Below are 25157 nucleotides of genomic sequence, written 5' to 3'. Positions count from 1 at the left end.
GGGCTGGGCGGGTGGCTGTACGTCGAGATTCCGCTGTGGGCGAACAGGGCTCCGGTGGCGGAAAGAAAACGGCAAAAGCGGCAGGGAAGGCTCCGGTGAGCGCGGCGAAGAAGGCCCCGGCGAAGACGACGGCTGCGGTGAAGAAGGCGACGGTGGCTCCCAGGAAGGCCACGGCCGCGGTCAAGAAGGCGGCGCCCGCGGTCAAGAAGGCGGCGCCCGCGAAGACCGTCGCCAAGAAGCCCCCGGCGAAGTCGAACGAGTCGCAGACCGCGCTCGTCCGCCGCGCCCGCCGCATCAACCGCGAACTCGCGGAGGTGTATCCGTACGCCCACCCCGAACTGGACTTCGAGAACCCCTTCCAACTGGTCGTCGCCACGGTCCTGTCCGCCCAGACCACCGACCTCAGGGTCAACCAGACGACACCCGCCCTCTTCGCCAAGTACCCGACCCCTGAGGACCTGGCCGCGGCCAACCCCGAGGAGGTCGAGGAGATCCTCCGCCCGACCGGCTTCTTCCGGGCCAAGACCAAGTCGGTGATAGGGCTGTCGAAGGCGCTGGTGGAGCAGTTCGGCGGTGAGGTGCCCGGCCGGCTGGAGGACCTCGTCAAGCTGCCCGGCGTAGGCCGCAAGACCGCCTTCGTCGTCCTCGGCAACGCCTTCGGGCGGCCCGGCATCACCGTGGACACGCACTTCCAGCGGCTGGTGCGGCGCTGGCAGTGGACCGACGAGACCGACCCCGACAAGATCGAGGCCGCGATCGGCGCGCTCTTCCCGAAGAGTGAGTGGACGGACCTCTCGCACCACGTGATCTGGCACGGCCGCCGTATCTGCCACGCCCGCAAGCCGGCCTGCGGCGCCTGCCCCATCACCCCGCTCTGCCCGGCGTACGGCGAGGGCGAGACGGACCCGGAGAAGGCGCGGAAGCTCCTCAAGTACGAGAAGGGCGGCTTCCCCGGCCAGCGCCTCAACCCTCCGCAGGCCTACCTGGACGCGGGCGGGAAGCCGGCGCCGCCACTGGGGGCCGGATGACACCCGGTTGGGTACGTTCCCAGGAACGATCTCGGGGCGGTCAGGCGTTGGACTCGGCAGAACGGGGGTGGCGATGACGCGCGCGAGCCATACGGAGGGCGTGACGGAGGACGTGACGCTCAGCAAGGAGGGTCTGCCGAACTGGCTGGATCCGGTGGTGCACGCCGTGGAGACGGTCGAGCCGCTGCAGCTGAGCCGCTTCCTGCCGCCGGAGGACGGCGCGGGGCGGCAGTCGGCCGTCCTGATCCTCTTCGGGGACGGCGACAGGGGTCCCGAGCTGCTGCTCATGGAGCGCGCGAGCTCGCTGCGCTCCCACGCGGGCCAGCCCTCCTTCCCCGGCGGTGCCCTCGACCCCGAGGACGGCGACCCGAAGGGCGACGGGCCGCTGCGGGCCGCCCTGCGCGAGGCCGAGGAGGAGACGGGGCTCGACCCGGCCGGCGTCCAGCTCTTCGGTGCGCTGCCCAAGCTGTACATCCCGGTCAGCGGCTTCGTCGTGACGCCGGTCCTGGGCTGGTGGCGCGAGCCGAGCCCGGTCGGGGTCGTCGATCCGAACGAGACGGCGCGCGTCTTCACCGTTCCCGTGTCGGATCTCACCGATCCCGACAACAGAGCCACAACCGTCCACCCCAGCGGTCACCGAGGTCCGGCATTTCTGGTCGAATCGGCACTCGTGTGGGGTTTCACGGCCGGCGTCATCGACCGGTTGCTCCACTACTCGGGCTGGGAACTGCCCTGGGACCGCGAGAAGCAGGTCCCCCTCGACTGGCGCGCATGACAGGGTGACCTTTGTGCTGTGTCTTCCCGGGGGACAACCCCCGGACCCCCGGTCGACCTGTAGTGGATGTGAAGTGATGAGGCGAGGCTTGAACCGGTGAACGTGCTGGACATCCTGCTGCTGGTCGCCGCCGTGTGGTTCGCGATCGTCGGCTATCGCCAGGGGTTCGTCGTCGGCATCTTGTCGGTGATCGGCTTCCTGGGCGGCGGTCTCGTCGCCGTCTACACCCTGCCCGTCATCTGGGACGCGCTGACCGACAACGCGGAGGTCAGCACGACCGCCGCCGTCGTCGCGGTGGTCGTCGTCATCGTCTGCGCCTCCGTCGGCCAGGCGTTGACCACCCATCTGGGCAACAAGCTGCGCCGCTTCATCACCTGGTCCCCGGCCCGCGCCCTGGACGCGACCGGCGGCGCCCTGGTCAACGTCGTGGCGATGCTCCTGGTCGCCTGGCTGATCGGCTCCGCCCTCGCCGGCACCACCCTGCCGACGCTCGGCAAGGAGGTCCGTAACTCCAAGGTGCTGCTCGGCGTCTCCCGGGCGCTGCCCAACGCGGCCGACACCTGGTTCGCCGACTTCTCCTCGGTCCTCGCGCAGAACGGCTTCCCGCAGGTCTTCAGCCCGTTCGCGAACGAGCCGATCAAGGAGGTCCAGCCCCCGGACCCGGCCCTCGCGAGCAGCGCGGTCGCCACCCGCGCCCAGCGCTCCATCGTCAAGGTCATGGGCACCGCCCAGAGCTGCGGCAAGGTCCTGGAGGGCACCGGCTTCGTCTTCGGCGACCGCCGCGTCATGACCAACGCGCATGTCGTCGGCGGCGTCGACGAGCCCACCGTCCAGATAGGAGGCGAGGGCAGGAAGTACGACGCGACAGTCGTCCTCTACGACTGGCAGCGCGACATCGCCGTACTCGACGTACCCGATCTGGACGCGCCCGCCCTGCAGTTCACGACCAAGGACGCGGCCGGCGGGGACAGCGCGATCGTCGCGGGCTTCCCGGAGAACGGTGCGTACGACGTCCGTGCCGCTCGCGTGCGCGGGCGCATCACGGCCAACGGCCCGGACATCTACCACCGCGGCACCGTGCGCCGCGATGTGTACTCCCTCTACGCGACCGTCCGCCAGGGCAACTCAGGCGGCCCGCTGCTCACACCCCAAGGCAAGGTGTACGGCGTGGTCTTCGCGAAGTCGCTCGACGACGCCGACACCGGCTACGCGCTCACCACGGACGAGATCCAGGAGGACATCACCAAGGGGCGCACCGCGAACCAGCAGGTGGACAGCGACAGCTGCGCGTTGTGAGGTCTAGGGGCGCGTCAGCCTCGAGGATGACGCAGGCGTACCGAGACCCATCGGGCCCGGCGGCGCAGGATGCGCGGGATGCCCACCCGGAGGTCCGTGCCGCCCGGCATCTGCGGGCCACCGCCTCGCTGGTGGGAGCTCAGGCCCGAGGCCGAGCGTCGATTGCGTGCTGCGTCACTGTAGTCGTGCGTCCAGCCCATACCCCGACGTCTGCCCCTGCCCCAAGGTCGATAACCGCCCCCACGCCCCCCAATTGGCCTATGCGCCGGGCAAGTGGCTGTTCGTAGTACAGGTGTTCAGATCCGGATACCGGGCGCGATGACTCGGTCACCGATCGGGTTCGGGATCCTTCAGCCAATTGATCAGTTCGGTCGAGAAAGCGACCGGATCCTCTTCGTGTGGGAAGTGCCCCAGTCCGTCGAACAGCCGCCAGCGGTACGGCGCTTCGACGTACTCCCCGGACCCCGCCGCGCTTCGCGTCCGCATCACCGGGTCCAGCGAGCCGTGCAGATGCAGCGTCGGCACCCGCACCGGCCGCTTCATGCGCCGGTTGAACTGGATGCCGTCGGGACGCGCCATCGACCGGACCATCCACCGGTACGGCTCGACCGCGCAGTGCGCCGTCGACGGGATGCACATCGCCTTGCGGTACGTCTCCACCGCCTCGTCGTCCGGCAGGCTCGGCCCGGACCAGTCCCGGATGAGACGGGCGACGAGCGCGCCGTCGTCCGCGGTCAGCTGCCGCTCCGGAATCCAGGGCCGCTGAAACCCCCAGATGTAGGAACCCGCACGCGTCTGCTTGACGTCCGAGAGCATCGCCGAGCGCCAGCGCCGGGGATGCGGCATCGAGGCCACCGCGAGCCGCCGTACGAGCTTCGGGCGCATCGCGGCCGCCGTCCACGCCAGGTATCCGCCGAGGTCGTGGCCGACCAGCGCGGCGTCCGGCTCGCCGAGGGAGCGGATCACGCCGGTGATGTCGAGGGCGAGGTTGGCGGGGTCGTAACCGCGCGGGGTCCGGTCGCTGCCGCCGACGCCCCTGAGGTCCATGGCCACGGCCCGGAAGCCCGCGTCGGCGAGTGCGGGCAGCTGGTGCCGCCAGGTCCACCAGAACTGGGGGAAGCCGTGCAGCAGCAGGACCAGCGGCCCGTCCCCCATCTCGGCGATGTGGAAGCGCGCGCCGTTGGCGGCGACCTCCCGGTGCGTCACCTTTTTCCCGTCGAGGGTGTCAGGCCGTACGACCGAAGCAGGTTGCGCCGAAGGTGTGGCGGGATCCGTCATGACGACGAGCGTGCCACAGCCTCGATGACCTTCGCGTCACGCACCCGCTCCTCCAGGACCTTGTTGTCCGCCCGCGCGTGCGGCTTGGCCTTCTGCAGAACGCCCGCCGACTCCTTCACGGAGGCGGCGACCTTCTGCGGGCCGCCACCCTTCTTGGCCTTCTTCGCGAAGACGACGCCGATCAGCGCGAGGCCGACCGCGACGAGCACGTTCGCCGCGAAGGACAGCAGGAAGCAGATCGCGAGGTTCCAGTCGCTCCAGGTCCGGATGCCGTACGCGAGCGCGAAGTTCAGCATCGGCAGGGAGAACACCAGCACGCCGCCCGCCACCATGAAGGCGCCGCCGCTCGTCGCACCGCGCTTCACATCTCGCTTGAGCTGCGCCTTGGCCAGCGCGATCTCGTCGTGCACCAGCGCCGACATATCGGTCGTCGCCGAGGCGAACAGCTGGCCGATGCTGCGTTCGGCGCCGACCGGGCTGCCGTCGGGCTCGCTCATCGCGGTCTCCCTCATTCTCTTTTGTACCGTCCCGTCAGATCATGCCGGACTGCCGTCCCCGTCGCCTGCCCCGCCCGCCACTTCGGCAAGCCCGTGGCGCGCCGAGGCCTTCTCCTGGGCGATCCGGCGGTGCTCGGCGGCCTTGTTCTCGTAGATCTCGGCCATCCGCAGGTGGTACGCGGGGTCGTGCTCCTCGTAGATGTCCGGGATGCCGTCGAGGTCGTCGTCGCGCTCCTCGGCCTCGACCATGCGGCGGTACTTGGCGTTCCGTATCTTCAGCAGCGCCGTGGCCAGGGTCGCCGCGATGAGGGAGCCGATCAGTACGGCGGCCTTGACCTCGTCGGTGAGCGCCGCGTCCCCGTTGAAGGCGAGCTCGCCGATCAGCAGCGAGACGGTGAAGCCGATGCCGGCGAGGGTCGCCACCGCGAACACGTCGGCCCACTCGAGGTCGTCGCTGAGTGAGGCCCGGGTGAAGCGGGCCGTCAGCCACGTCCCTCCGAAGATGCCGAACGCCTTGCCGACGACGAGCCCGAGGACCACGCCGAGCGTCTCCGGCTTGGTGAACACGTCGCCCAGCGCGCTGCCGGAGAGGGCGACCCCCGCGCTGAAGAGGGCGAAGAGCGGTACGGCCAGGCCCGCCGACAGCGGACGTACGAGATGCTCGATGTGCTCGCCCGGCGAGTGCTTCTCACCTTCGCGGGTGGTGCAGCGCAGCATCAGACCCATCGCGACGCCCGCGATGGTGGCGTGGATGCCGCTGTTGTACATCAGCGCCCAGATGACGACCGCGAGCGGGACGTACACGTACCAGCCGCGTACGCCCTTGCGCAGCAGCAGCCAGAAGACGGCGAGGCCGACCACCGCGCCGCCGAGCGCGACGAAGTCGATGTCCGCCGTGAAGAAGACCGCGATGATCAGGATCGCGAAGAGGTCGTCGACGACGGCGAGGGTGAGCAGGAACGCGCGCAGGGCGCTCGGCAGCGACGTACCGATGACGGCGAGCACGGCCAGCGCGAAGGCGATGTCGGTGGCGGTGGGGACGGCCCAGCCGTCGAGCGATCCGCCGCCGGTGACGTTGGTGAGCGTGTAGACGAGCGCCGGTACGGCCATGCCGCACAGGGCCGCGACCACGGGCAGCGCGGCCGCCCTGGGGTCCTTGAGGTCACCGGCGACGAGCTCGCGCTTGAGCTCGATGCCGGCGACGAAGAAGAAGATCGCGAGGAGGCCGTCGGCCGCCCAGTGCGCGATGGAGAGGTCGAGTCCGAGGGCCGCGGGGCCGAGGTGGAAGTGGCTGACGCTCTCGTAACTGTCGTGCAGCGCCGGGACGTTCGCCCAGACCAGCGCCGCGATGGCGGCGACGAGCAGCAGCACACCGCCGACCGTCTCGGTCCGCAGGGCGTCCGCGACGAAGGTCCGCTCGGGCAGGGACAGCCGTCCGAGGACCTTGCGGGTGGGGGTGGTGCGGGGCGCGGCCACGGGGGAGACCTCCGGTCGGTGGGCATGACTGAGCACTTGCCGACCAGACTTCCCGGCGCACCTTGATTGTTTAGTTTACCTAAAGCGCGCGGGGAGGAATCCGGCGATCACCACGTTAGGTGTGAAAAGGGCACCCGGCGCGTTTGCTGCCGGGTGCCCTTCATCGTCCTGCTCGGTCAGTCCTCGCTGGGCGCCGCCGGCAGTTTCGCCTGGATGAGGTCCATGACCGTCGAGTCGGTCAGCGTCGTCACGTCGCCGAGCTGGCGGTTCTCGGCGACGTCCCGCAGCAGGCGGCGCATGATCTTGCCGGAGCGGGTCTTCGGCAGCTCGGCCACCGGCAGGACCCGCTTCGGTTTGGCGATCGGGCCGAGGGTCGCGCCGACGTGGTTGCGCAGGTCGGCGACGAGGCCCTCGTCCTCGGCGTTCGCCGTGCCGCGCAGGATGACGAAGGCGACGATGGCCTGCCCGGTCGTCTCGTCCGCGGCGCCCACCACGGCCGCCTCGGCGACGGACGGGTGGGAGACGAGGGCCGACTCGACCTCCGTGGTGGAGATGTTGTGCCCGGAGACGAGCATGACGTCGTCCACGCGCCCGAGGAGCCAGATGTCCCCGTCGTCGTCCTTCTTCGCCCCGTCGCCGGCGAAGTACTTGCCCTCGAAGCGCGACCAGTACGTGTCGAGGAACCGCTGGTCGTCGCCCCAGATGGTGCGCAGCATCGACGGCCACGGCTCGGTGAGGACCAGATAGCCACCGCCGCCGTTCGGGACCTCGTTGGCGTCGTCGTCGACGACGGTCGCGGAGATGCCGGGCAGCGGGGTCTGCGCGGAACCGGGCTTGGTCTCGGTCACGCCCGGCAGCGGCGAGATCATCATCGCGCCGGTCTCGGTCTGCCACCAGGTGTCGACGATCGGCGTCCGGTCCGCCCCGATGTGCTTGCGGTACCAGATCCAGGCCTCGGGGTTGATGGGCTCACCGACGGAGCCGAGGACACGGAGGGAGGACAGATCGAACTTCGCGGGGATGTCGTCGCCCCACTTCATGAACGTACGGATGGCGGTGGGCGCCGTGTACAGGATGGTGACCCCGTACTTCTGCACGATCTCCCAGAAGCGGCCCTGGTGCGGGGTGTCCGGCGTGCCCTCGTACATGACCTGGGTCGCGCCGTTCGCCAGCGGGCCGTAGACGATGTACGAGTGCCCGGTGACCCAGCCGACGTCGGCCGTGCACCAGTACACGTCGGTCTCCGGCTTGAGGTCGAAGACGGCGTGGTGGGTGTACGCGGCCTGGGTGAGGTAGCCGCCGGAGGTGTGCAGGATGCCCTTCGGCTTACCCGTCGTACCGGACGTGTAGAGGATGAAGAGCGGCTGCTCGGCTTCGAACGCCTCGGGGGTGTGCTCGGCGGACTGCCGGTCGACGATCTCGTGCCACCAGACGTCGCGGCTGTCGTTCCAGGCGACCTCCTGGCCGGTACGGCGGACCACGAGCACGTGCTCGACATTGCCCGCCTTGTCGGCGGCCTCGTCGACGGCCGGCTTGAGCGCGGACGGCTTGCCGCGCCGCCAGCCGCCGTCGGTGGTGATGACGACCTTGGCGTCGGCGTCCTGGATGCGCGTGGCGAGCGCGTCCGCCGAGAAGCCGCCGAAGACGACGGAGTGCGCGGCGCCGATCCGGGCGCAGGCCAGCATCGCGACCGCCGTCTCCGGGATCATCGGCATGTAGACGGCGACCCGGTCGCCCTTCTGGACGCCGAGCTCCAGCAGGGCGTTTGCGGCCTTGGAGACCTCGTCCTTCAACTCGGCGTAGGTGATCGCACGGCTGTCGCCGGGCTCCCCTTCGAAGTGGATGGCGACGCGGTCGCCGTTGCCCGCCTCGACGTGCCGGTCGACGCAGTTGTACGCCACGTTGAGTTCGCCGTCCTTGAACCACTTGGCGAACGGCGGGTTCGACCAGTCCAGCGTCTCGGTCGGTTCCTTGGCCCAGGTCAGTCGGCGGGCCTGCTCGGCCCAGAAGCCGAGCCTGTCAGCCTTGGCCTGCTCATACGCCTCCGCGATGACATTGGCGTTCGCGGCCAGGTCGGCGGGTGGCGCGAACCTGCGCTCTTCCTTGAGCAGGTTGGCCAGGCTTTCGTTGCTCACGGCATCTGCCTTTCCCAGGGTGTCCGTTGTGTCCCAGGCCACAGCTCATCAGACCGGGGGGTGAGATGACAAGGGTCGACCGAAAATTGGTTTAGACCTGTGTGTCCGTCTGCTTCTACGGTCTGCTTCCACGACTCTTTCGGCGGCCGGGGTCATCCGTACCCACGTACGCCGACCAGGCAGAGTTCAGCCCCTGTAACGCCTTTCACACTCCGGCCCAAGTACGGGTGAAGCACCACCGACGAGAGGGGAGACCTGGTGGAAGGGATACGGGGCGGGCCGGCTGCGGCGGCACGCGACCCACAGCTCTTCGAGGAGTTCTACCGGCGCCATGTGGACGCGATGACGTCTTTCGTGGCCCGGCGTGTCGCGGACCCGCACACCGTCGCCGACCTGACCGCCGAGATCTTCCTCGCGGTCCTGGACTCGGCCCACACCTACCGCCCCGGCCGGGGCAGCGAGACGGCCTGGCTCTACGGCATCGCCCGCAATGTCGTCTCCTCCGAGCACCGGCGCGTGGCCCGCGAGGCGACGCGCGACCGGCGCATCTCGGGGCGCCGGCTGCTGGAGCCCGACGACATCGCCCGCCTCGAGGACAAGCTCGACGCCGAGAGCCCGGGCCGCCGTGCCCTCGCCGCCCTGGAACGGCTCCCCGCGGGGGAGCGAGCCGTCCTGGAACTGATCGCGGTCGACCAGCTCACGGTCGCCGAGGCGGCGGCCGCGCTGGGCACCAGCCAGGTCGCGGCCCGCGTACGACTGCACAGGGCCCGCAAGTCCCTGCGCGAGCAGGCGGATCCGGCCGCCGAGAGCCGGCACAGCACATCCCTGCCATACGTCACCGAAGGAACCGGGGGAGAGGCATGACCGCGAAGACGACGTTCGAGGACCGACTGCTGGCCGAGCTGCAGGGCGAGATCGAGCGACGGGAGGCCACGGTCCCGGCACCTCCTGCCGGGCGCCGCCTGCTCACCGGCCGCCGTCTCGCCCTGGCCGCCGCGGCCTGCGCGGTGGCCGGGCTCGCGGTGGTGCTCGTGCCGGGCTCACCGGCCGACTCACCGGCGTACGCGGTGGAGCGGCACAGCGACGGCACCGTCACGCTCACCCTCAAGGACCTGAACCCCGACCTCGACGACCAGCGCGCACTCGCCGAGCGGCTCCGCTCGAGCGGGATCAACGTGGACATCGAGAACCACGACGGCGACCACGTGTGCCAACAGCCCCGCGGCGAGAGCCTCTCGGAGGGCGAGCCCGTCCGCCAGGGGGACATCTGGAAGGTCACGCTCCAGCGCGGCGACTCCGTGGCCTTCGAGAACCGGAAGGACTCCGGCGGTCACGCGTGGGTCCTGAACTTCTACGCGATCAAGGGCAAGGTCGAGCCCTGCGTGTTGACGGAGAGGAATGTGCCCTCTGTGGAGTTGACGGCTGCTCCCTCGGCCACCGTGCGATGACCTCGGGTGCGCGGCCCCACCTGCCGGGGCCGCGCACCCGCACCGGGGTCACACGGACAGGTCCGCCGCCTCCACGTGGTCGAAGACCTCACCCTTATCGGCCTCCGCCAGCAGATACGCCTGCGCCTCGCCCACGTGGAAGTACATCCCGTGCAGCTCCAGCGCACCTTCCCGCAGGGCCCGGGCGACCGACTCGTGGGCGCTCAGGTGCTCCAACTGCTGGACGACGTTGGTCAGGCACAGCTGCTCGACCGCGTCGGCGGGCGCCCGTCCGGCGAGCCGGGCCCAGGGCCGGCTGTCGTCGGCCATGCGATCCAGGCTGGGCAGCCCGTGCCGCAGCCATCGCTTGAGCGGCGTCTGGGCGCCCCCTGGCTCGGAGTTGAGCAGCGCCTGCATGGCTCCGCACCCGGAGTGCCCGCACACCGTGATGGAGCGCACCTTCAGCACGTCCACCGCGTACTCGATCGCGGCCGCCACCGAGTCGTCCCCGCTCTCCTGGCCGGGGAGCGGGACGAGGTTGCCCACGTTGCGCACCACGAACAGATCGCCCGGACCACTGGAGGTGATCATCGAGGTGACCAGCCGCGAGTCGGCGCAGGTGAGGAAGAGCTGGGACGGCCGCTGGCCCTCACGCGCCAGCCGGGCCAGCTCACCCCGCACGAGCGGTGCGGTGTTGCGCTGGAACGCGCTGATGCCACGCGCCAGTTCATGTCCGCTCGGCCCCCGCGAACCGCTGGGTCTGCCGGTCGAGCCGGTCGCGCCGGGATGCCCGGCCGGCGGCGCGGACTGCGGGCGCTCGCACTGGTGGTTGCGCCACGGCGTCCAGGGACGGCAGCGGCAGTTGGCGGAATCGGACGGCTCGGCGATGCGGGTGCCCGGTCGGCGGCCGGTCACCTCGACGGAGCCGCCCTGCGCGGTGTGCGCGTTCTGCCAGTCCTGCAGTGACTCGTACGCCGCGTGGTCCATGAACGACCCGTCCAACTCGACGACGGCGTCGGCCCCTTGGGGGACGAGATGCAGGGTCCGGCTGAGCCGTGGCACCGCGAGGAACGTCAACTGGCCTCGTACGTGTACGTAATGGACTCCTTCCTGCTCGTCGTGCGTGATGCGGGTGCGGGTGAGGCGGTGCAGGGAGACGGCGACGGCCACGGCGATCCCCAGCGTCACGCCCTCCAGGACGCCGAGGAACACCACGCCGAGTGTGGTGACGGCGTACACCAGCACTTCTCGGTGGCGGGTCACCGTGCGGATGTGGTGCAGGGACACCATCTGGATGCCGACGGCCATCACCAGGGCGGCGAGCGAGGCGAGCGGGATGAGCTCCAGGACCGGGACCATCAGCAGCGCGGCGACTACTACGAGAACGCCGTGCAGCATCGTGGAGTTCCGGCTGACGGCACCGGCCTGGACATTCGCCGAACTCCGCACGGCGACACCGGCGACGGGCAGTCCGCCGAGCGTGCCGGAGACGATGTTGGCGGCGCCCTGCCCGAGCAGTTCGCGGTCCAGGCGGGAGCGTCCGACGCGGGCGGACAGGCTCGAACGGCCGGCCACCATCTTGTCCACGGCGACCGCGCCGAGCAGCGACTGCACGCTGCACACCAGCGTGGTGGTGAGCACGGCGGCGACCAGCCCGAGCACCGGGCCCTCGGGCAGTCCGGCCAGGGCGTGGCTGCTCCAGGACGGCAGGTCGACCTTGGGCAGGACCAGCCCGGCGAGCGAGGCGACGGCGGTGGCCCCGGCGACGGCGACGAGCGCGGCCGGGACCCTGCGCAGCAGACGGCCGACCCGGCCGGGGATGCGCGGCCACAGCAGAAGCAGGGCCAGCGTCAGCACGCTCACCGACACGGCGGCCAGCTGCAGACCCGCCAACTGGGCGGGCAGCGCACGGAGGTTGGCGAGGACGGAGCTCTGCGGGGTGCCGCCGAGGACGATGTGCAGCTGGGCGACGGCGATGGTGACGCCGATGCCGGCGAGCATGCCGTGCACGATCGCGGGGCTGACGGCGAGCGCGGTGCGGGCCACCCGCAGGCAGCCGAGGCCGAGTTGGGCGAGGCCGGCCAGGACGGTGATGGCGCAGGTCGTACGCCATCCGTAGCGGTGGATGAGGTCGGCGGTGACGACCGTGAGTCCGGCGGCGGGGCCGCTGACCTGGAGCGGGGAGCCGCCGAGCCAGCCGGCGACGAGGCCTCCGACGGCGGCGGCGACGAGGCCGGCCTGGAGGGGCGCGCCGGTGGCGAGGGCGATGCCGAGGGACAGGGGGAGGGCGATCAGGAAGACCGCGATCGAGGCGGACACGTCGGCGCCCGCGATCCGGAAGCGGCGGGGCGGGGTCGGCGGTGGGCTGTGGGGCTGGTGGATGCGCTTTTGAGTCGAGTTCGAGTCGGTGGCGCGGGTGGGGACGCAGGCTGACATGTTTTCCCGTCTCCTCCGGGGCAGCGCGGTCGCGGAACAGGGTCGCGGCCGTGGGTCACGGCGTGCAGCGGCGGGATGAATCAACGCTCGGTAAACGGATCGTAATGCAGAGTAAAGGCCAGGCATAGACTTTTCTGGCAAATGGGTTAATAAGTCACTCTGCCGAGTGAAGTGGATATTTCATCGGCTTGTCGTACTAATTCCTTCTCGGTCCCGTGCGAACTTGACGGCGCTCTCGTTGGCCCGAGTAAGGAAGAAGGTGGGCGGAACATGGCCGCCACCCAGAGGATCACCGTGTGCGCCGTGGTCGCCGCGGCCTGTGCCGCGTCCCTCGCCGGTTGCTCGATCGGCACCGACGGTTCCAAGGCGGGCGTGCCCGGCCCGCAGAAGGCGAAGCCGGCCCAGGCGCCGCCCAAGAGCGTGGTCCGCCTGATCGGCGACGGCTCCACCTCGTACACCGGAGCCCAGCCGCACCTGCCCAGGGCCGAACGTCTCAAGCCCGGCCAGAAGCCCCCGCAGTTCGTGGTGTTCTCCTGGGACGGCGCGGGTGAGGACGGCCAGCGGCTGTTCTCCCACTTCCGCAAGGTCGCCAAGGCGAACAACGCGACCATGACGTACTTCCTGAGCGGCGTGTACATGCTGCCGGAGGACAAGCGCGACGAGTACAAGCCGCCGCAGCACTCCCCGGGCCGCTCCGACATCGGCTTCAACGACGAGCAGGGCATCGCCGACACCGTGAAACAGCTGCGCCTGGCGTGGCTGGAGGGCAACGAGATCGGCACCCACTTCAACGGCCACTTCTGCGGCAGCGCGGGCGGGGTCGGCCAGTGGTCGGTGGCGGACTGGAAGGACGAGATCGGCCAGGCGAAGAAGTTCGTGAAGTCATGGAAGACCAACACGGGCATGTCGAAGGCCGCACCCCTGCCCTTCGACTACGACAAGGAGCTCGTCGGAGCTCGGACACCCTGCCTCGAGGGCCAGAAGAACTTCATGAAGGCCGCCCGCGAACTGGGCTTTCGCTACGACACCAGCGGCGTCAACAACCAGGTCTGGCCGAAGAAGAAGGGAGGCCTGTGGGACCTGTCGATGCAGCTCGTGCCCTTCCCCGGGCACCGCTACGAGCAGCTCACCATGGACTACAACTTCATGGTCAACCAGTCCGGCACCACGACCCAGGGCGACCCCGGCAAGTACGAGTTCTGGGGCGACCAGATGCGTGACGGACTGCTCAAGGGCTTCCACCGGGCCTACGACGGCAACCGCGCGCCCCTGATCATCGGCAACCACTTCGAGTCCTGGAACGGCGGCACCTACATGCGCGCCGTCGAGGAGACCATCGAGCGGGTGTGCAACAAGCCGGACGTGCGCTGCGTCTCCTTCAGGCAGCTCGCCGACTGGCTGGACGCCCAGGACCCGAAGACCGTGGCCAAGCTGGGCCACCTGAACGTCGGCGAGTCCCCGAAGCAGGGCTGGACGTCCTTCCTCTCGGGCCGCCCCGCCCCGGCCCCGAAGGGCGTGCCCGGGGCGCCGGCGGCCAAGCGGTAGGAGCCGTACGGCAGTCGGCGCCGGCCGTCAGGCCGTCGCCACGACACTCTCGCCGAGCACGAAGGAGGGGTCGACCTGCGCCGCCAGGTCGGCCCCTGTGCGTTCGTTGCCCCAGGACCGGGCGTTCTTCAGGTGGAAGTGGACCATCTGGTGCGTGTAGCGCTCCCGGTCACGCAGGTCGTACGTCGCGTCCACGGCCGTCTGCAGCAGGCGCAGGGCGCGGCGGTTGGTGTCCTCCAGGAGCTCGAACCGGGGCGGCCGGCCCTTCTCCAGGGCACGCACCCAGTCGGAGTGCCCGACCGTCACGAGCAGGTCGTCCCCGACCTCGGCGCGGAGGAAGTCGAGGTCGTCCTGGCCCTGCACCTTGTTGCCGACGACCTTCAGTACGACGCCGAAGTCGCGGGCGTACTCCTTGTACTGGCGATAGACGGAGACTCCCTTCCGGGTCGGCTCGGCGACGAGAAACGTGATGTCGAAGCGGGTGAACATGCCGGAGGCGAAGGAGTCCGAGCCCGCCGTCATGTCCACCACGACGTACTCGCCCTGCCCGTCCACCAGGTGGTTCAGGCACAGCTCCACCGCTCCCGTCTTGGAGTGGTAGCAGGCGACCCCCAGGTCGGCGTCCGTGAAGGGGCCCGTGACCATCAAACGGACGGCGCCACCGTCGAGTTCCACCGGCCGGGCGCAGGCGTCGTAGACCGGATTGTCCTCGCGCACCCGCAGCAGCCGGGAGCCCTCGCCGGGCGGTGTGGTCTTGATCATCGTCTCGGCGGAGGCGATGCGCGGGTTGGCGCCGCGCAGGTACTCCTTGATCAACGGCAGCCGCTCGCCCATCGCCGGCAGCGCGGCCGCCTCCGCCTCGTCCAGGCCGAGTGCCGGCCCCAGGTGCTGGTTGATGTCCGCGTCGACGGCGACGACCGGCGCGCCGGTCGTGGCGAGATGGCGGATGAACAGGGAGGACAGGGTGGTCTTGCCGCTGCCGCCCTTCCCGACGAAAGCAATTTTCATGTTCACAAAGGGTAGTGGGGTGATAGCTGTACGTGGCAGGCGTGCGTGAAGAAGACCACTCCTTCGTGGGGTGTGAGCCCTGGTTGCGTAGTGTCGTACTTATGAGTACGACAGGCGCGTCCGCCGATCCGCTCGCGGCCCTGGGTTCGCTGCCCGGTGTGGCCGAGTCCGTGGAGTCCATGCGCAAGGCCGTGGACCGGGTCTATGGGCACCGGGTCATGCGGCGCCGCAGCAACGAGATCACTTCCGAGGCGGCGCTGCGCGGCGCGCGCGGCTCCGCGGCGCTGTCCGGCGCGGACTGGGCCCTCGAAGAGGTGCGCCGGCGTACGGACTTCAGCGGCGACGACGAGGCGCGCGTCATGGGCGCGTCCCTCCGGCTGACCGCCGAGGCCGGTCAACTGCTGTCCATCTGGCGGCAGTCGCCCCTCAGGGTGCTGGCCCGGCTGCACCTGGTGGCCGCGGCGACCAACGAGGACGAGGTCGGGCGTCCGCGCCAGGCGGGCGAGGTGGTCGACGAGCCGCTGATCGAGCTGCCGCCGCCGAGTGCGGCCGAGGTCTCCGGTCGGCTGGAGGGCCTGTCCGACCTGATCATCGCGGGCGGCTCCGCCCCCGCCCTGGTGACGGCCGCCGTCGTACACGGCGAACTCCTCGCGCTACGGCCCTTCGTGTCCCACAACGGTCTGATCGCGCGCGCGGCCGCGCGCATCGTCCTGGTCGGCAGCGGCCTCGACCCGAAGTCCGTGTGCCCCGCGGAGGTCGGCCACGCCGAGCTGGGACGGGCGGCCTACCTGGCGGCGCTCGACGGTTACGTCTCCGGCACCCCGGAGGGCATGGCCGCGTGGATCGCGCACTGCGGCAGCGCGGTCGAACTTGGCGCGCGCGAGTCGACGGCGGTGTGCGAGGCGCTGCAGCGCGGGGCGGCGTAGGGAGAAGTCCCGGCAAAGGGTTGCGGCGGTACGAGGATTCGTACCGCCGCTGGCATGTTCACCCGGTTACCAAGCGTCCTCGAAATATTGCCCATCAGGTCGGAAACTTCGCCCGTCCCTGGTGCGGCTGGCCCGTAATCGACGGGTCGACGTCGCGTGGGTGCCCAGTGTTCATGCTCGGTCCGTGTGGCCAAATGCGATTTAAAGGTGATCCTCTCGGATGTCCTTGGTCCCGCGGGCCGTTAACTTCTTTCTACTCCAGGTCCGGAGTAAGCGGAAGCCCTGGCCGTGGTTCTTTACTTTTACTCTCAAACAGGGCCAAACGGTCACACGGCCGTCGCCCGCCGCCGGCTCGCGTACCAGACAAGGCCCGCGGTGGCCGCAGCGGCGCCTATCGCGGCAACCGCGACGAGCGCCGGGCGGGGCGGTACGGAGAATCCGGGAAGCCGCTGCTTGAGCCGGACGGGCCGGTGGAAATCGAGAATCGGCCACCCGCGCGCGAGTGCCTCGCGGCGCAGGGTGCGGTCCGGGTTGACCGCATGGGGATGGCCCACGGCCTGGAGCATCGGCAGGTCGGTCGCCGAGTCGCTGTATGCGTAGCAGCGCTCCAGGCCGTATCCCTCCGACTCGGCCAGCTCCTTGATCGCCTCGGCCTTCGTCGGGCCGTACGCGTAGTACTCCACCTCTCCGGTGAAGCAGCCGTCCTCGCCCACGACCATCCGGGTGGCCACCACGCGGTCCGCGCCGAGCAGTTCGCCGATCGGCTCGACCACCTCGGCGCCCGACGTGGACACGATGACGACGTCGCGTCCGGCGGTGTGGTGCTCCTCGATGAGAGAGGCGGCCTCGTCGTAGATGATCGGGTCGATCAGGTCGTGGAGGGTCTCGGCGACGATCTCCTTGACCTGCTGGACGTTCCAGCCACGCACGAGCGCGGACAGGTACTCGCGCGTGCGCTCCATCTGGTCGTGGTCCATACCGCCCACGAGGAAGACGAACTGGGCATATGCGGTCCGCAAGGCGGCCCTGCGGTTGATCAGCCCGCCCTGGTAGAACGACTTGCTGAACGTGAGCGTGCTCGACTTCGCAATGACCGTCTTGTCCAGGTCAAAGAAGGCCGCTGTGCGGGGCAAGGAGTGGTTTTCCACAACCCAGAGCATAGGGGCAGCCCATTCGGCGTAAGGTGTGGCGCGTGGGTTTGCCTGAGAGGGCTCTCGGGTACACCATGGAAGTCACGGATCGTTCGCGACCGTGCTAACCCGGCCCGGCTCCTCCCCCCCCGAGTCGTGCCGTGGAGGCGACCCCCACTCTCCCCCCCGGTGGGGGTCGTCGCACGTCCGGGTGGGTTTCTTCTCTTCCTTTCGCGGTGGTACGACCGTGTCGAGGCGGCTGCGGCCGCCTCTTTCGCATGCCCATGATTCATCACTGTGCGTAGCCGTCAGGCTGCTCTGAGGGAGTCGCACAGGGGGCGGTGCGGGGCCCACCGGTTTGGGTGACGGCGATATTCACAACCGCCGAGTTGTCCACAGTTATCGACCAAGATCCACACGATTTCCGGGATCGCTGCACCGTGATTCCGACGCGTCCCGCTCGCACCGACTTCATGACCGGTTCCGGTTAGTCGGGTTAGTCGGGGACGTCGTTTGGCCGGTTCGTATCGGCCGTTCATATGGAGGCCGGTTGCCGGTTCTTCACACGTTGGGGAATCGCGGCGCCGCAAGGGCCGCGTGAGAGACGCGACTTACGGGGTTCACGGAGCCCCGCGGGACGCAGCGAAGGGGGATGAGAACCGTGGCCGCAGCCGTCACACACGATCCGCCGCCCGCCGCCGGAGGGCGACAGGGCAAGCCGTTGATCGTCACGGAGGACACCGAACTGCTGGACGACCTGCTGCGCCTGTGCGCGGCGGCCGGCGCCACACCCGAGGTCCATCACGGGGTGCCGGAGCACAGAGGCGGCTGGGAGGCCCCGCCGCTCGTCCTGGTCGGCGACGACGCCGCACGCCGGGTGCGCGGGGCCGCGCGCCGCCGTGGAGTGGTGCTGGTCGGCCGGGACCAGGACGACTCCGGGGTGTGGAAACGGGCCGTCGAGATCGGCGCCGATCACGTCCTGATGCTCCCGGACGGCGAGCAGTGGCTGGTCGACCGCATCGCCGACGTGGCCGAGGGTGTCGGCCGGCCCGCCCTCACGGTCGGCGTCATCGGCGGCCGCGGTGGCGCCGGAGCCTCCACGCTCGCGTGCGCCCTCGCCGTCACCTCCGCGCACGAGGGGCTGCGCACGCTCCTGGTGGACGCCGATCCCCTGGGTGGCGGTCTCGACGTGCTCCTCGGCGGCGAGAGCGCCGAGGGGCTGCGCTGGCCCGCTTTCGCCGCCTCGCGTGGCCGGGTCGGCGGCGGGGCCCTGGAGGAGTCGCTGCCGCAGCTGCACTCGCTGCGGCTCCTGAGCTGGGACCGCGGCGACAGTGTCGCCGTCCCGTCCCAGGCCGTCCGAGCGGTTCTCGCCGCGGCCCGACGCCGGGGCGGCACGGTCGTCGTCGACCTGCCCCGCCGTATCGACGACGGCGTCGCCGAGACGCTCGCCCAGCTCGACCTCGGGATCCTCGTGGTCCCCGCCGAGCTGCGGGCCGTCGCCGCGGCCAGCCGCGTGGCCTCCGCCGTCGGCATGGTGCTGCGTGACCTCAGAGTGGCGGTCCGCGGGCCCTACGCGCCCGGACTCGACGACCGCGAGGTGGCCCGGTTGCTCGGACTGCCCCTGGTCGGCGAGGTGCCCGTCGAGTCCGCGCTGCAGCGCCCGCATGCGAGCAGGACACCGCCGGCCGCGGGCGGGCGAGGGCCGCTCGCGCGCTTCTGCAAGGGGTTCTGGGAGCGCGCGCTGGTGGAGGCGGGTGCCGTATGAGCGTGTACCCCGGACTTGAGCGGGTGACCGGTGCCGCGTCCCTCGATCGGTGGCGGCCGGGTGGTCCGGCGACCGGTGCGGACATGTCACCGGGACTGCTGGACGGCGTACGGCAGTGGCTGGCCGAGAGCGGGGCCGAACCGACACCCGCGCGCGTGGCCCAGGCGCTGCGGGAGCAGGGGCGGGTGCTCGGGGACGCCGAAGTCCTCGGCGCGGCCGAGCAGTTGCGGTCCGAGCTGATCGGCAGCGGCCCCTTGGAACCGCTGCTCGCCGACCCGTCGGTGACCGACGTCCTGGTGTCGGCCCCGGACCGGGTCTGGGTGGACCGGGGCGGCGGACTCGAACTGACCGCCGTCTCCTTCCCGGACGCTGCCGCCGTACGACGTCTCGCGCAGCGCCTGGCCGCGGTGGCCGGGCGGCGGCTCGACGACGCGCGGCCCTGGGTCGACGCGAGGCTTCCGGACGGGACTCGCCTGCACGCGGTGCTGCCTCCGGTCGCCGTCGGCTGCGCCTGTCTGTCGCTGCGGGTCGTACGGCCGCGCGCGTTCACGCTGGACGAGCTGGTGGCGGCCGGCACGGTGCCGCCGGGCGGGGACCGGGTGCTGCGGGCGCTGCTCGACGCGCGGCTGTCCTTTCTGATCAGCGGCGGTACCGGCACAGGCAAGACGACGTTGCTGAGCGCGCTGTTGGGGCTCGTCGGGCCGGGCGAGCGGATCGTGCTCGCCGAGGACTCGGCGGAGCTGCGGCCGGACCATCCGCACGTCGTACGGCTGGAGTCCAGACCCGCCAACCAGGAGGGTGCGGGGCTCGTCACGCTCCAGGACCTGGTGCGACAGGCGCTGCGCATGCGGCCGGACCGGCTGGTCGTGGGCGAGGTGCGGGGGCCCGAAGTGGTGCATCTGCTGGCCGCCTTGAACACCGGCCATGAGGGCGGTTGCGGGACCGTGCACGCGAATGCGGCGGCCGGTGTGCCGGCCCGGCTCGAGGCGCTCGGTACGGCCGCGGGGCTCGACCGGGACGCGCTGCACAGCCAGTTGGCGGCCGCGCTGTCGGTCGTACTGCATCTCGTGCGCGACCGGGCCGGGCGACGGCGGATCGCCGAGGTGCATGTGCTGGAGCGGGATCCGTCGGGACTGGTGCGGACGGTGCCGGCGCTGCGGTGGGGCGCGGAGGCGTTCGCGTACGAACGGGGGTGGGAGCGGCTGCGGGGGCTGCTCGCCGACGCACTCCCGGTTCGCTTCGAAACGGGGGAGAGCGGTGACCGGGATGGGTGAGATGTCGATGGGCGCGGCGGTCGCGGCCGTGGTGTGCGTCGGAGCGGCGGTCTGGCTGCTGGGCGGGCGGCACTCCGGGGCACGGCGGGCGCAGATGCTGCTCGCCGGTGGCGGGGTGGTGGGGGCCGGGGCGCCTCCTTGGCAGCAGCTGGCCGGGGAGCTGCGGCGGGTCAGTGGGCGGCTGCGGTTCGAGTGGTGGGCGGCGGTCGCCGGGCTGGTGCTGGCGGTGCTGGGTGCTTCTGTACTGCCGGTCGTCGCGGGGGCGGCCGGGGTGCCGTTGTTGCGGCGGGTGCGGCTGGCCGGGGAGGAGCGGCGGGCTCGGGAGCGTCGAGGGGACGCGGTGATCGCGCTGTGCGCGGCGCTCGCCGGGGAGGTGCGGGCGGGGCGGCAGCCGGGGGAGGCGTTGCTGCGGGCGGTGCGGGAATCCGGGGGGCTGGGGGATGCGCCCGGCGCGGCCGTGCTGGCAGCGGTGTTGGCGGCGGCTCGGTTCGGTGGGGATGTGCCGGGTGCGCTGGCGGCCGTGGCGCGGCAACCGGGGGCCGAGGGGCTGCTGGGTCTCGCGGCCTGCTGGCGGGTGGCTGTGGACCAGGGCGCGGGCCTCGCGGCCGGACTCGACCGGCTCGAAGGGGCGCTGCGTGCCGAGCGGGACCAACGGGCCGATCTGCGCGCCCAGTTGGCGGGGGCACGGTCCACGGCGGTGATGCTCGCCGCCCTGCCCGTCCTGGGACTGGCTCTCGGCGCCGCCCTCGGGGCCGACCCGCTGCATGTGCTGCTGCACACCGGGGCCGGGCTGGGCTGTCTGCTGGTCGGCGGCCTGCTGGAAGGCCTCGGGATGTGGTGGGCGATGAGGATCGTGCGGGGAGCTGAGGCGGCATGAGCGCGGAAGTTGTCCACAGGCTGGGGGCGGTTGTGGGGACGGCGCTGGCCGTCGTGTGGCTCGTGCGGCGGGTGGAGGCGGTACGGCGCGAGCGGAGGGTGCGGCGGCGGTTGGGGGAGTTGTTGGCCGAGGTCGAGGCGGCCGCCGTGGGTCCGCGTTTCGAGGTGCGGGAGCTCGCGCGGCGGTGGCTGCCGACGGCGGGCGTGGCGTGTGCCGCGTGGGTCCTGGTCGGAGGCGTCGCCGGTGTCGTGCTCGGGCTGGTCGTCGCGGCGGGGCTGTGGCGATGGCGGCTTCGGCAGCCGGCCACCACGGGTGCGGCGGAGGCCGACGCCCGCGAGGCCGCCGGGCAACTGCCGCTCGCCGCCGATCTGTTGGCGGCCTGTATCGCGGCGGGCGCCGGGCCGGTGATCGCGGCGCAGGCCGTCGGCGAGGCCCTGGGCGGGCCCGTGGGAGAAGCGCTGGCACGTGGGGCGGCGGAGGTGCGGCTCGGCGGTGAACCGGGCGAGGCCTGGCGGCGGCTCGCCTCCGTGCCGGGCGCCGGAGCCCTGGCACGGCTGCTGGAGCGGGCCGGCGTGTCCGGGCTCCCCGCGGCCGGACCGGTCGCCGGGATCGCCGCGGACGCCCGCGCCGACTGGGCGCGTGCCGCGACGGCACGGGCCCGGCGGGCGGCCGTGATGGTCACCGCGCCGGTGGGGCTGTGCTTCCTGCCCGCGTTCATCGCGGTCGGCGTACTGCCCATCGTGATCGGGCTCGCGGGCGGAGTGCTGGGAGGGGGTGGTGGATGACGGGACCTGGCAGCGACGAACAACGAGTGGTCCAACAGAACTGAACTGAACTGATTCCTTACGGGGGTTGAGATGTACAAGGCGATGCGGGCACGGCTGAGTGTCCTGGTGTGCAGGGCGCGTGCGGTGCGGAGGGACGGCGGCATGGTCACCTCCGAGTACGCGATGGGAATCGTCGCGGCGGTGGCGTTCGCGGTGGTCCTCTACAAGGTGGTGACGAGCGGGGCCGTCAGCGCGGAGCTGCAGGCCATCGTGAAGCGGGCCCTCGATGCGGGGGCGTGAACGGGCGGCGGCGGACCGGGGGTTCGTGACGGCGGAGTCGGCCATGGTGCTGCCCGTGCTGGTGATGTTCGCGATGGCGCTGGTGTGGGGGCTGCTCGTCGTGGCCGCGCAGATCCAGTGCGTGGACGCGGCCAGGACGGGCGCCCGCGCGGCGGCCCGCCAGGACCCGGCCGACGCGGTCGTCCGGGTCACCCGGGAGACGGCACCGCGCGACGCGGAGATCACGATCGGCCGGGCGGGCGACCAGGTCCGTGTGGTGGTCGTGGCCGAGCCGCCGCTGCTGCACGGTCTGCCCTTCGAGGTGCGGGAGGAGGCCGTGGCGTCGGTCGAGTCGGCCGAGTCGGTCGAGTCGGTCGAGGAGACGGTGGAGGCGGCGGGATGAGAGACCGTTTCTCGGACCGCGGGTCCGCCACCGTGTGGAGCGTGGGGATGATCGCCGTGCTGTGCGTGGTATTCGGTGTTGTCCTCGCCCTGGGACAGGCCGTCGTCGTCCGGCACCGTGCGGCCGGCGGCGCGGATCTCGCGGCGCTCGCGGCGGCGGACCACTGGGCGGACGGAGGCACGGGGGCCTGTGCGCGGGCGGACCGGGTGGCGCGGGCCCAGGGCGCTCGGCTCGTGCGGTGCGCGGTCGTGGGCGAGATCTCGGACGTGACGGCGGCGTCGGGACGGGGGCCGTTCACGGCGGAGATCAGGGCACGGGCGGGCCCGGCGGGGCCGGTTCCGCCATCGCTTCCGGCTTCTCCTCCGGCGCGCCCTGCAACAGCACCGTGAGCAGTCGTACGGCCCCCCTCTTGTGCAGCGGGTCGTTGCCGTTGCCGCACTTGGGGGACTGGATGCAGGACGGGCAGCCGGCCTCGCACTCGCAGGAGGCGATGGCCTGGCGGGTGGCGGTGAGCCAGGCGCGGGCGGTGTGGAAGGCGCGCTCCGCGAAGCCCGCGCCGCCCGGGTGGCCGTCGTAGACGAAGACCGTCGGGAGGAGCGTGTCGGGGTGGAGGGGGATCGAGACCCCGCCGATGTCCCAGCGGTCGCAGGTCGCGAAGAGGGGCAGCATGCCGATCGACGCGTGCTCGGCGGCGTGCAGGGCGCCGCCGAGGATCTCCGGGTTGATGCGGGCGGCGTCCAGCTGGTCCTCGGTGACCGTCCACCACACGGCACGGGTGCGGAGCGTACGAGGAGGGAGGTCGAGTTTCGTCTCGCCCAGTACTTCGCCGGTGATGAGCCGGCGGCGCAGGAAGGAGACCACTTGGTTGGTGACCTCGACGGAGCCGTAGCACAGGCGGCCGTCGCCCCACGGGATCTCGGTGTCCGTCTCCAGGACGGAGATCGACGTGGTGTCGCGGGCCACCGTCGAATACGTGGGGTTCGCCTCCTCGACCAGGGCGACCGAGTCCTCCAGGTCCAGGGAGCGGACGAGATACGTGCGGCCCTGGTGCAGGTGGACCGCGCCCTCGTGGACGGTCGTGTGCGCGGCGCCCGCGTCGACGGTGCCGAGCAGTCGGCCCGTGCCGGACTCGACGATCTGTATCGGCCGGCCGCCCTCCCCGCGGATGTCGGTCAGGTCGGCGGCTCGTTCCCGGCGGGTCCAGTGCCAGGCCTTCAACCGGCGGCGGAGCAGCTTCGCGGCCTCCAGTTGCGGCAGCAGGCTCTCCGTCTCGGGGCCGAACAGCGCCAAGTCGTCCTCTGTCAGCGGCAGTTCCGCGGCCGCCGCGCACAGGTGCGGGGCGAGGACGTACGGGTTGTCGGGGTCGAGGACCGTGGACTCCACGGGCTGGTCGAACAGGGCCTCGGGGTGGTGGACGAGGAAGGTGTCCAGCGGGTCGTCGCGGGCCACCAGGATCGCCAGCGCCCCCTGCCCGGCGCGGCCCGCCCGGCCCGCCTGCTGCCACAGGGACGCCCGCGTGCCCGGATAGCCGGCGATCAGCACGGCGTCCAACCCCGAGACGTCGATGCCGAGTTCCAGCGCGGTGGTCGCGGCGAGGCCGAGGAGTTCGCCGGAGTGGAGCGCCTGTTCGAGAGCGCGGCGCTCCTCGGGGAGGTAGCCGCCGCGGTACGCCGCGACACGCCGGGCGAGGGAGCGGTCGACCTCGGCTAGCCGTTCCTGGGCGATCACCGAAATCAGCTCGGCGCCGCGCCGGGAGCGTACGAAGGCGACCGTGCGGACGCCCTGGACGGTGAGGTCGGTCAGCAGGTCGGCCGTCTCGGCGGTGGCCGTGCGGCGGACCGGCGCGCCCTTCTCGCCCTGCATCTCGGTGAGCGGGGGCTCCCAGAGGGCGAACACCAGTTCGCCGCGCGGGGAGGCGTCGTCGGCGACCTCGACCACCGGGAGGCCGGTGAGACGGCCGGCGGCCACCGAGGGCTCGGCCGCGGTCGCGGAGGCCAGGAGGAACACGGGCGAGGAGCCGTAGCGGGCGCAGAGGCGGCGCAGGCGGCGCAGCACCTGGGCGACGTGCGAGCCGAAGACGCCGCGGTAGGTGTGGCACTCGTCGATGACGACGTACTTGAGCGCCTTCAGGAAGGAGGACCAGCGGGGATGGGAGGGGAGTATGCCGCGGTGCAGCATGTCGGGGTTGGTCAGGACGTAGTTGGCGTACTGGCGTACCCACTCGCGTTCCTCGAACGGCGTGTCGCCGTCGTACACCGCAGGCCGGACAGAATTGCCCAGCGGTTGTGAAAGTTCCTTCACCGATCGGCGCTGGTCGGCCGCGAGGGCCTTCGTGGGGGCCAGGTAGAGGGCGGTGGCCCCGCGGCCGTTCGGGGCCTCGGAGCCGTCCAGGAGCGTCGAGAGGACCGGTACGAGGTACGCCAGGGACTTGCCGGACGCCGTGCCGGTGGCGACGACCACCGAGTCGCCGTCCAGGGCGTGCTCGGCCGCGCGTGCCTGGTGGGCCCAGGGGTGTTCGATACCGCATGCCTGCACAGCGGCGATGACCTCGGAGCGGATCCGATCGGGCCAGACGGCATGGCGGCCCTCGCGCGGGGGCAAGTGCTCCGTATGAGTGATGCGCGAAGCCCGGCTCGGCCCGGAGGCGAGCCGGTCCAGGATCGTGCCCGGCGACGGGCGGGAGCCGTGGTCCGTCGAGGGTCGATCGGATCGGTGATTCTTGGCCATCGGGACCGAGTGTGTCACTGGCGTGACGGACAATGGGACCAAGGCGTCGTGCACGCCTGCCGGTAAGTGATTGAATGCCATCGCGGCTGGCGAACCGTCCAGGGGGCT

General features: G+C 71.3%; 23 protein-coding genes. 14 read left to right on the top strand and 9 right to left on the bottom strand.

The annotated features are described in order from the left end of the window. The first annotated feature begins 11 nt into the window (after window positions 1-11). The 3 genes from nth (at window position 12) to IG08_RS0111760 (ending at window position 3099) form a co-directional block, all read left to right on the top strand. Window positions 12-1028 (top strand): endonuclease III, encoded by a 1017-nt coding sequence (gene nth, locus IG08_RS0111770; RefSeq protein ID WP_078655554.1) that lies wholly within the window; start codon window positions 12-14, stop codon window positions 1026-1028. Between the two features lie 73 nt (window positions 1029-1101). Then, the gene (locus IG08_RS0111765) at window positions 1102-1803 is read left to right on the top strand and encodes an NUDIX hydrolase (protein WP_030599823.1); all 702 of its coding nucleotides are present in this window, start codon (window positions 1102-1104) and stop codon (window positions 1801-1803) included. Window positions 1804-1899: 96 nt separating this feature from the next. Further along, window positions 1900-3099: a MarP family serine protease gene (locus IG08_RS0111760; protein WP_030599822.1), complete on the top strand. Its 1200-nt coding sequence runs from the start codon at window positions 1900-1902 to the stop codon at window positions 3097-3099. Window positions 3100-3113: 14 nt separating this feature from the next. Here IG08_RS0111760 and IG08_RS61260 read toward each other — a convergent pair whose 3' ends face one another. From IG08_RS61260 to acs, 5 genes are all read right to left on the bottom strand, one after another. Then, the gene (locus tag IG08_RS61260) at window positions 3114-3299 is read right to left on the bottom strand and encodes a hypothetical protein (RefSeq protein WP_078655553.1); all 186 of its coding nucleotides are present in this window, start codon (window positions 3297-3299) and stop codon (window positions 3114-3116) included. A gap of 127 nt (window positions 3300-3426) precedes the next feature. After that, window positions 3427-4377 (bottom strand): alpha/beta fold hydrolase, encoded by a 951-nt coding sequence (locus tag IG08_RS0111755; RefSeq protein ID WP_030599821.1) that lies wholly within the window; start codon window positions 4375-4377, stop codon window positions 3427-3429. Beyond that, the gene (locus tag IG08_RS0111750; protein WP_030599820.1) at window positions 4374-4874 is read right to left on the bottom strand and encodes a phage holin family protein; all 501 of its coding nucleotides are present in this window, start codon (window positions 4872-4874) and stop codon (window positions 4374-4376) included. Before IG08_RS0111750 ends, IG08_RS0111755 begins: the two co-directional genes overlap by 4 nt. A gap of 39 nt (window positions 4875-4913) precedes the next feature. Beyond that, entirely contained in the window at window positions 4914-6350 is a 1437-nt protein-coding gene (nhaA, locus tag IG08_RS0111745; RefSeq protein ID WP_030599818.1) for a Na+/H+ antiporter NhaA, read from the bottom strand. Window positions 6351-6526: 176 nt separating this feature from the next. Next, the gene (gene acs, locus IG08_RS0111740) at window positions 6527-8485 is read right to left on the bottom strand and encodes an acetate--CoA ligase (protein ID WP_030599815.1); all 1959 of its coding nucleotides are present in this window, start codon (window positions 8483-8485) and stop codon (window positions 6527-6529) included. A 258-nt stretch (window positions 8486-8743) separates the two neighbouring features. On the opposite strand from acs, the gene IG08_RS0111735 reads away from it, so the two are divergent. Further along, window positions 8744-9349, top strand: a complete 606-nt coding sequence (locus IG08_RS0111735) for an RNA polymerase sigma factor (protein WP_030599813.1) — start codon at window positions 8744-8746, stop codon at window positions 9347-9349. After that, window positions 9346-9933, top strand: coding sequence for a hypothetical protein (locus tag IG08_RS0111730; RefSeq protein ID WP_030599811.1), 588 nt, complete (start codon window positions 9346-9348; stop codon window positions 9931-9933). The genes IG08_RS0111735 and IG08_RS0111730 overlap by 4 nt, the downstream gene beginning before the upstream one ends. 48 nt (window positions 9934-9981) lie before the next feature. On the opposite strand, the gene IG08_RS0111725 is transcribed toward IG08_RS0111730, so the two are convergent. Continuing rightward, a complete protein-coding gene (locus IG08_RS0111725) occupies window positions 9982-12348 on the bottom strand; it encodes a bifunctional SulP family inorganic anion transporter/carbonic anhydrase (protein ID WP_030599810.1) in 2367 nt (788 codons plus the stop codon). Window positions 12349-12618: 270 nt separating this feature from the next. Here IG08_RS0111725 and IG08_RS0111720 point away from each other — a divergent pair, with 270 nt between their 5' ends. Next, window positions 12619-13893, top strand: a complete 1275-nt coding sequence (locus IG08_RS0111720) for a polysaccharide deacetylase family protein (RefSeq protein ID WP_030599806.1) — start codon at window positions 12619-12621, stop codon at window positions 13891-13893. Between the two features lie 27 nt (window positions 13894-13920). Here IG08_RS0111720 and IG08_RS0111715 read toward each other — a convergent pair whose 3' ends face one another. Then, window positions 13921-14901: an ATP-binding protein gene (locus IG08_RS0111715; RefSeq protein WP_030599804.1), complete on the bottom strand. Its 981-nt coding sequence runs from the start codon at window positions 14899-14901 to the stop codon at window positions 13921-13923. A 101-nt stretch (window positions 14902-15002) separates the two neighbouring features. Between IG08_RS0111715 and IG08_RS0111710 the strand changes: the two genes are divergently transcribed. Further along, a complete protein-coding gene (locus tag IG08_RS0111710; protein WP_030599802.1) occupies window positions 15003-15827 on the top strand; it encodes a Fic family protein in 825 nt (274 codons plus the stop codon). Between the two features lie 326 nt (window positions 15828-16153). Here the strand turns inward: IG08_RS0111710 and IG08_RS0111705 are convergent, their stop codons facing one another. Next, window positions 16154-16987, bottom strand: a complete 834-nt coding sequence (locus IG08_RS0111705) for an HAD family hydrolase (protein ID WP_030599799.1) — start codon at window positions 16985-16987, stop codon at window positions 16154-16156. Window positions 16988-17609: 622 nt separating this feature from the next. Between IG08_RS0111705 and ssd the strand changes: the two genes are divergently transcribed. The 7 genes from ssd (at window position 17610) to IG08_RS56985 (ending at window position 22711) form a co-directional block, all read left to right on the top strand. Continuing rightward, a complete protein-coding gene (ssd, locus tag IG08_RS0111700; RefSeq protein WP_030599797.1) occupies window positions 17610-18722 on the top strand; it encodes a septum site-determining protein Ssd in 1113 nt (370 codons plus the stop codon). Beyond that, window positions 18719-19996, top strand: a complete 1278-nt coding sequence (locus IG08_RS0111695) for a TadA family conjugal transfer-associated ATPase (RefSeq protein WP_030599795.1) — start codon at window positions 18719-18721, stop codon at window positions 19994-19996. The genes ssd and IG08_RS0111695 overlap by 4 nt, the downstream gene beginning before the upstream one ends. Further along, window positions 19989-20873, top strand: coding sequence for a type II secretion system F family protein (locus IG08_RS0111690; RefSeq protein WP_030599794.1), 885 nt, complete (start codon window positions 19989-19991; stop codon window positions 20871-20873). The genes IG08_RS0111695 and IG08_RS0111690 overlap by 8 nt, the downstream gene beginning before the upstream one ends. After that, window positions 20870-21658 carry a type II secretion system F family protein gene (locus IG08_RS0111685; RefSeq protein ID WP_030599792.1) on the top strand — a complete coding sequence of 263 codons (789 nt, stop codon included), beginning with the start codon at window positions 20870-20872 and terminating at the stop codon, window positions 21656-21658. Before IG08_RS0111690 ends, IG08_RS0111685 begins: the two co-directional genes overlap by 4 nt. 72 nt (window positions 21659-21730) lie before the next feature. Beyond that, window positions 21731-21940, top strand: coding sequence for a DUF4244 domain-containing protein (locus IG08_RS0111680; protein ID WP_030599789.1), 210 nt, complete (start codon window positions 21731-21733; stop codon window positions 21938-21940). Then, the gene (locus tag IG08_RS0111675; protein WP_030599788.1) at window positions 21927-22322 is read left to right on the top strand and encodes a TadE family type IV pilus minor pilin; all 396 of its coding nucleotides are present in this window, start codon (window positions 21927-21929) and stop codon (window positions 22320-22322) included. The genes IG08_RS0111680 and IG08_RS0111675 overlap by 14 nt, the downstream gene beginning before the upstream one ends. Next, window positions 22319-22711 carry an Rv3654c family TadE-like protein gene (locus IG08_RS56985; protein ID WP_078655551.1) on the top strand — a complete coding sequence of 131 codons (393 nt, stop codon included), beginning with the start codon at window positions 22319-22321 and terminating at the stop codon, window positions 22709-22711. The genes IG08_RS0111675 and IG08_RS56985 overlap by 4 nt, the downstream gene beginning before the upstream one ends. On the opposite strand, the gene IG08_RS0111670 is transcribed toward IG08_RS56985, so the two are convergent. After that, window positions 22629-25130: a DEAD/DEAH box helicase gene (locus IG08_RS0111670; protein WP_078655550.1), complete on the bottom strand. Its 2502-nt coding sequence runs from the start codon at window positions 25128-25130 to the stop codon at window positions 22629-22631. The genes IG08_RS56985 and IG08_RS0111670 overlap by 83 nt on opposite strands. Window positions 25131-25157 lie beyond the last annotated feature (27 nt).

It is taken from the genome of Streptomyces fulvoviolaceus, assembly GCF_000718165.1.
GTDB lineage: Bacteria > Actinomycetota > Actinomycetes > Streptomycetales > Streptomycetaceae > Streptomyces > Streptomyces fulvoviolaceus.
This window is presented reverse-complemented; position numbering and strand designations above follow the sequence as displayed.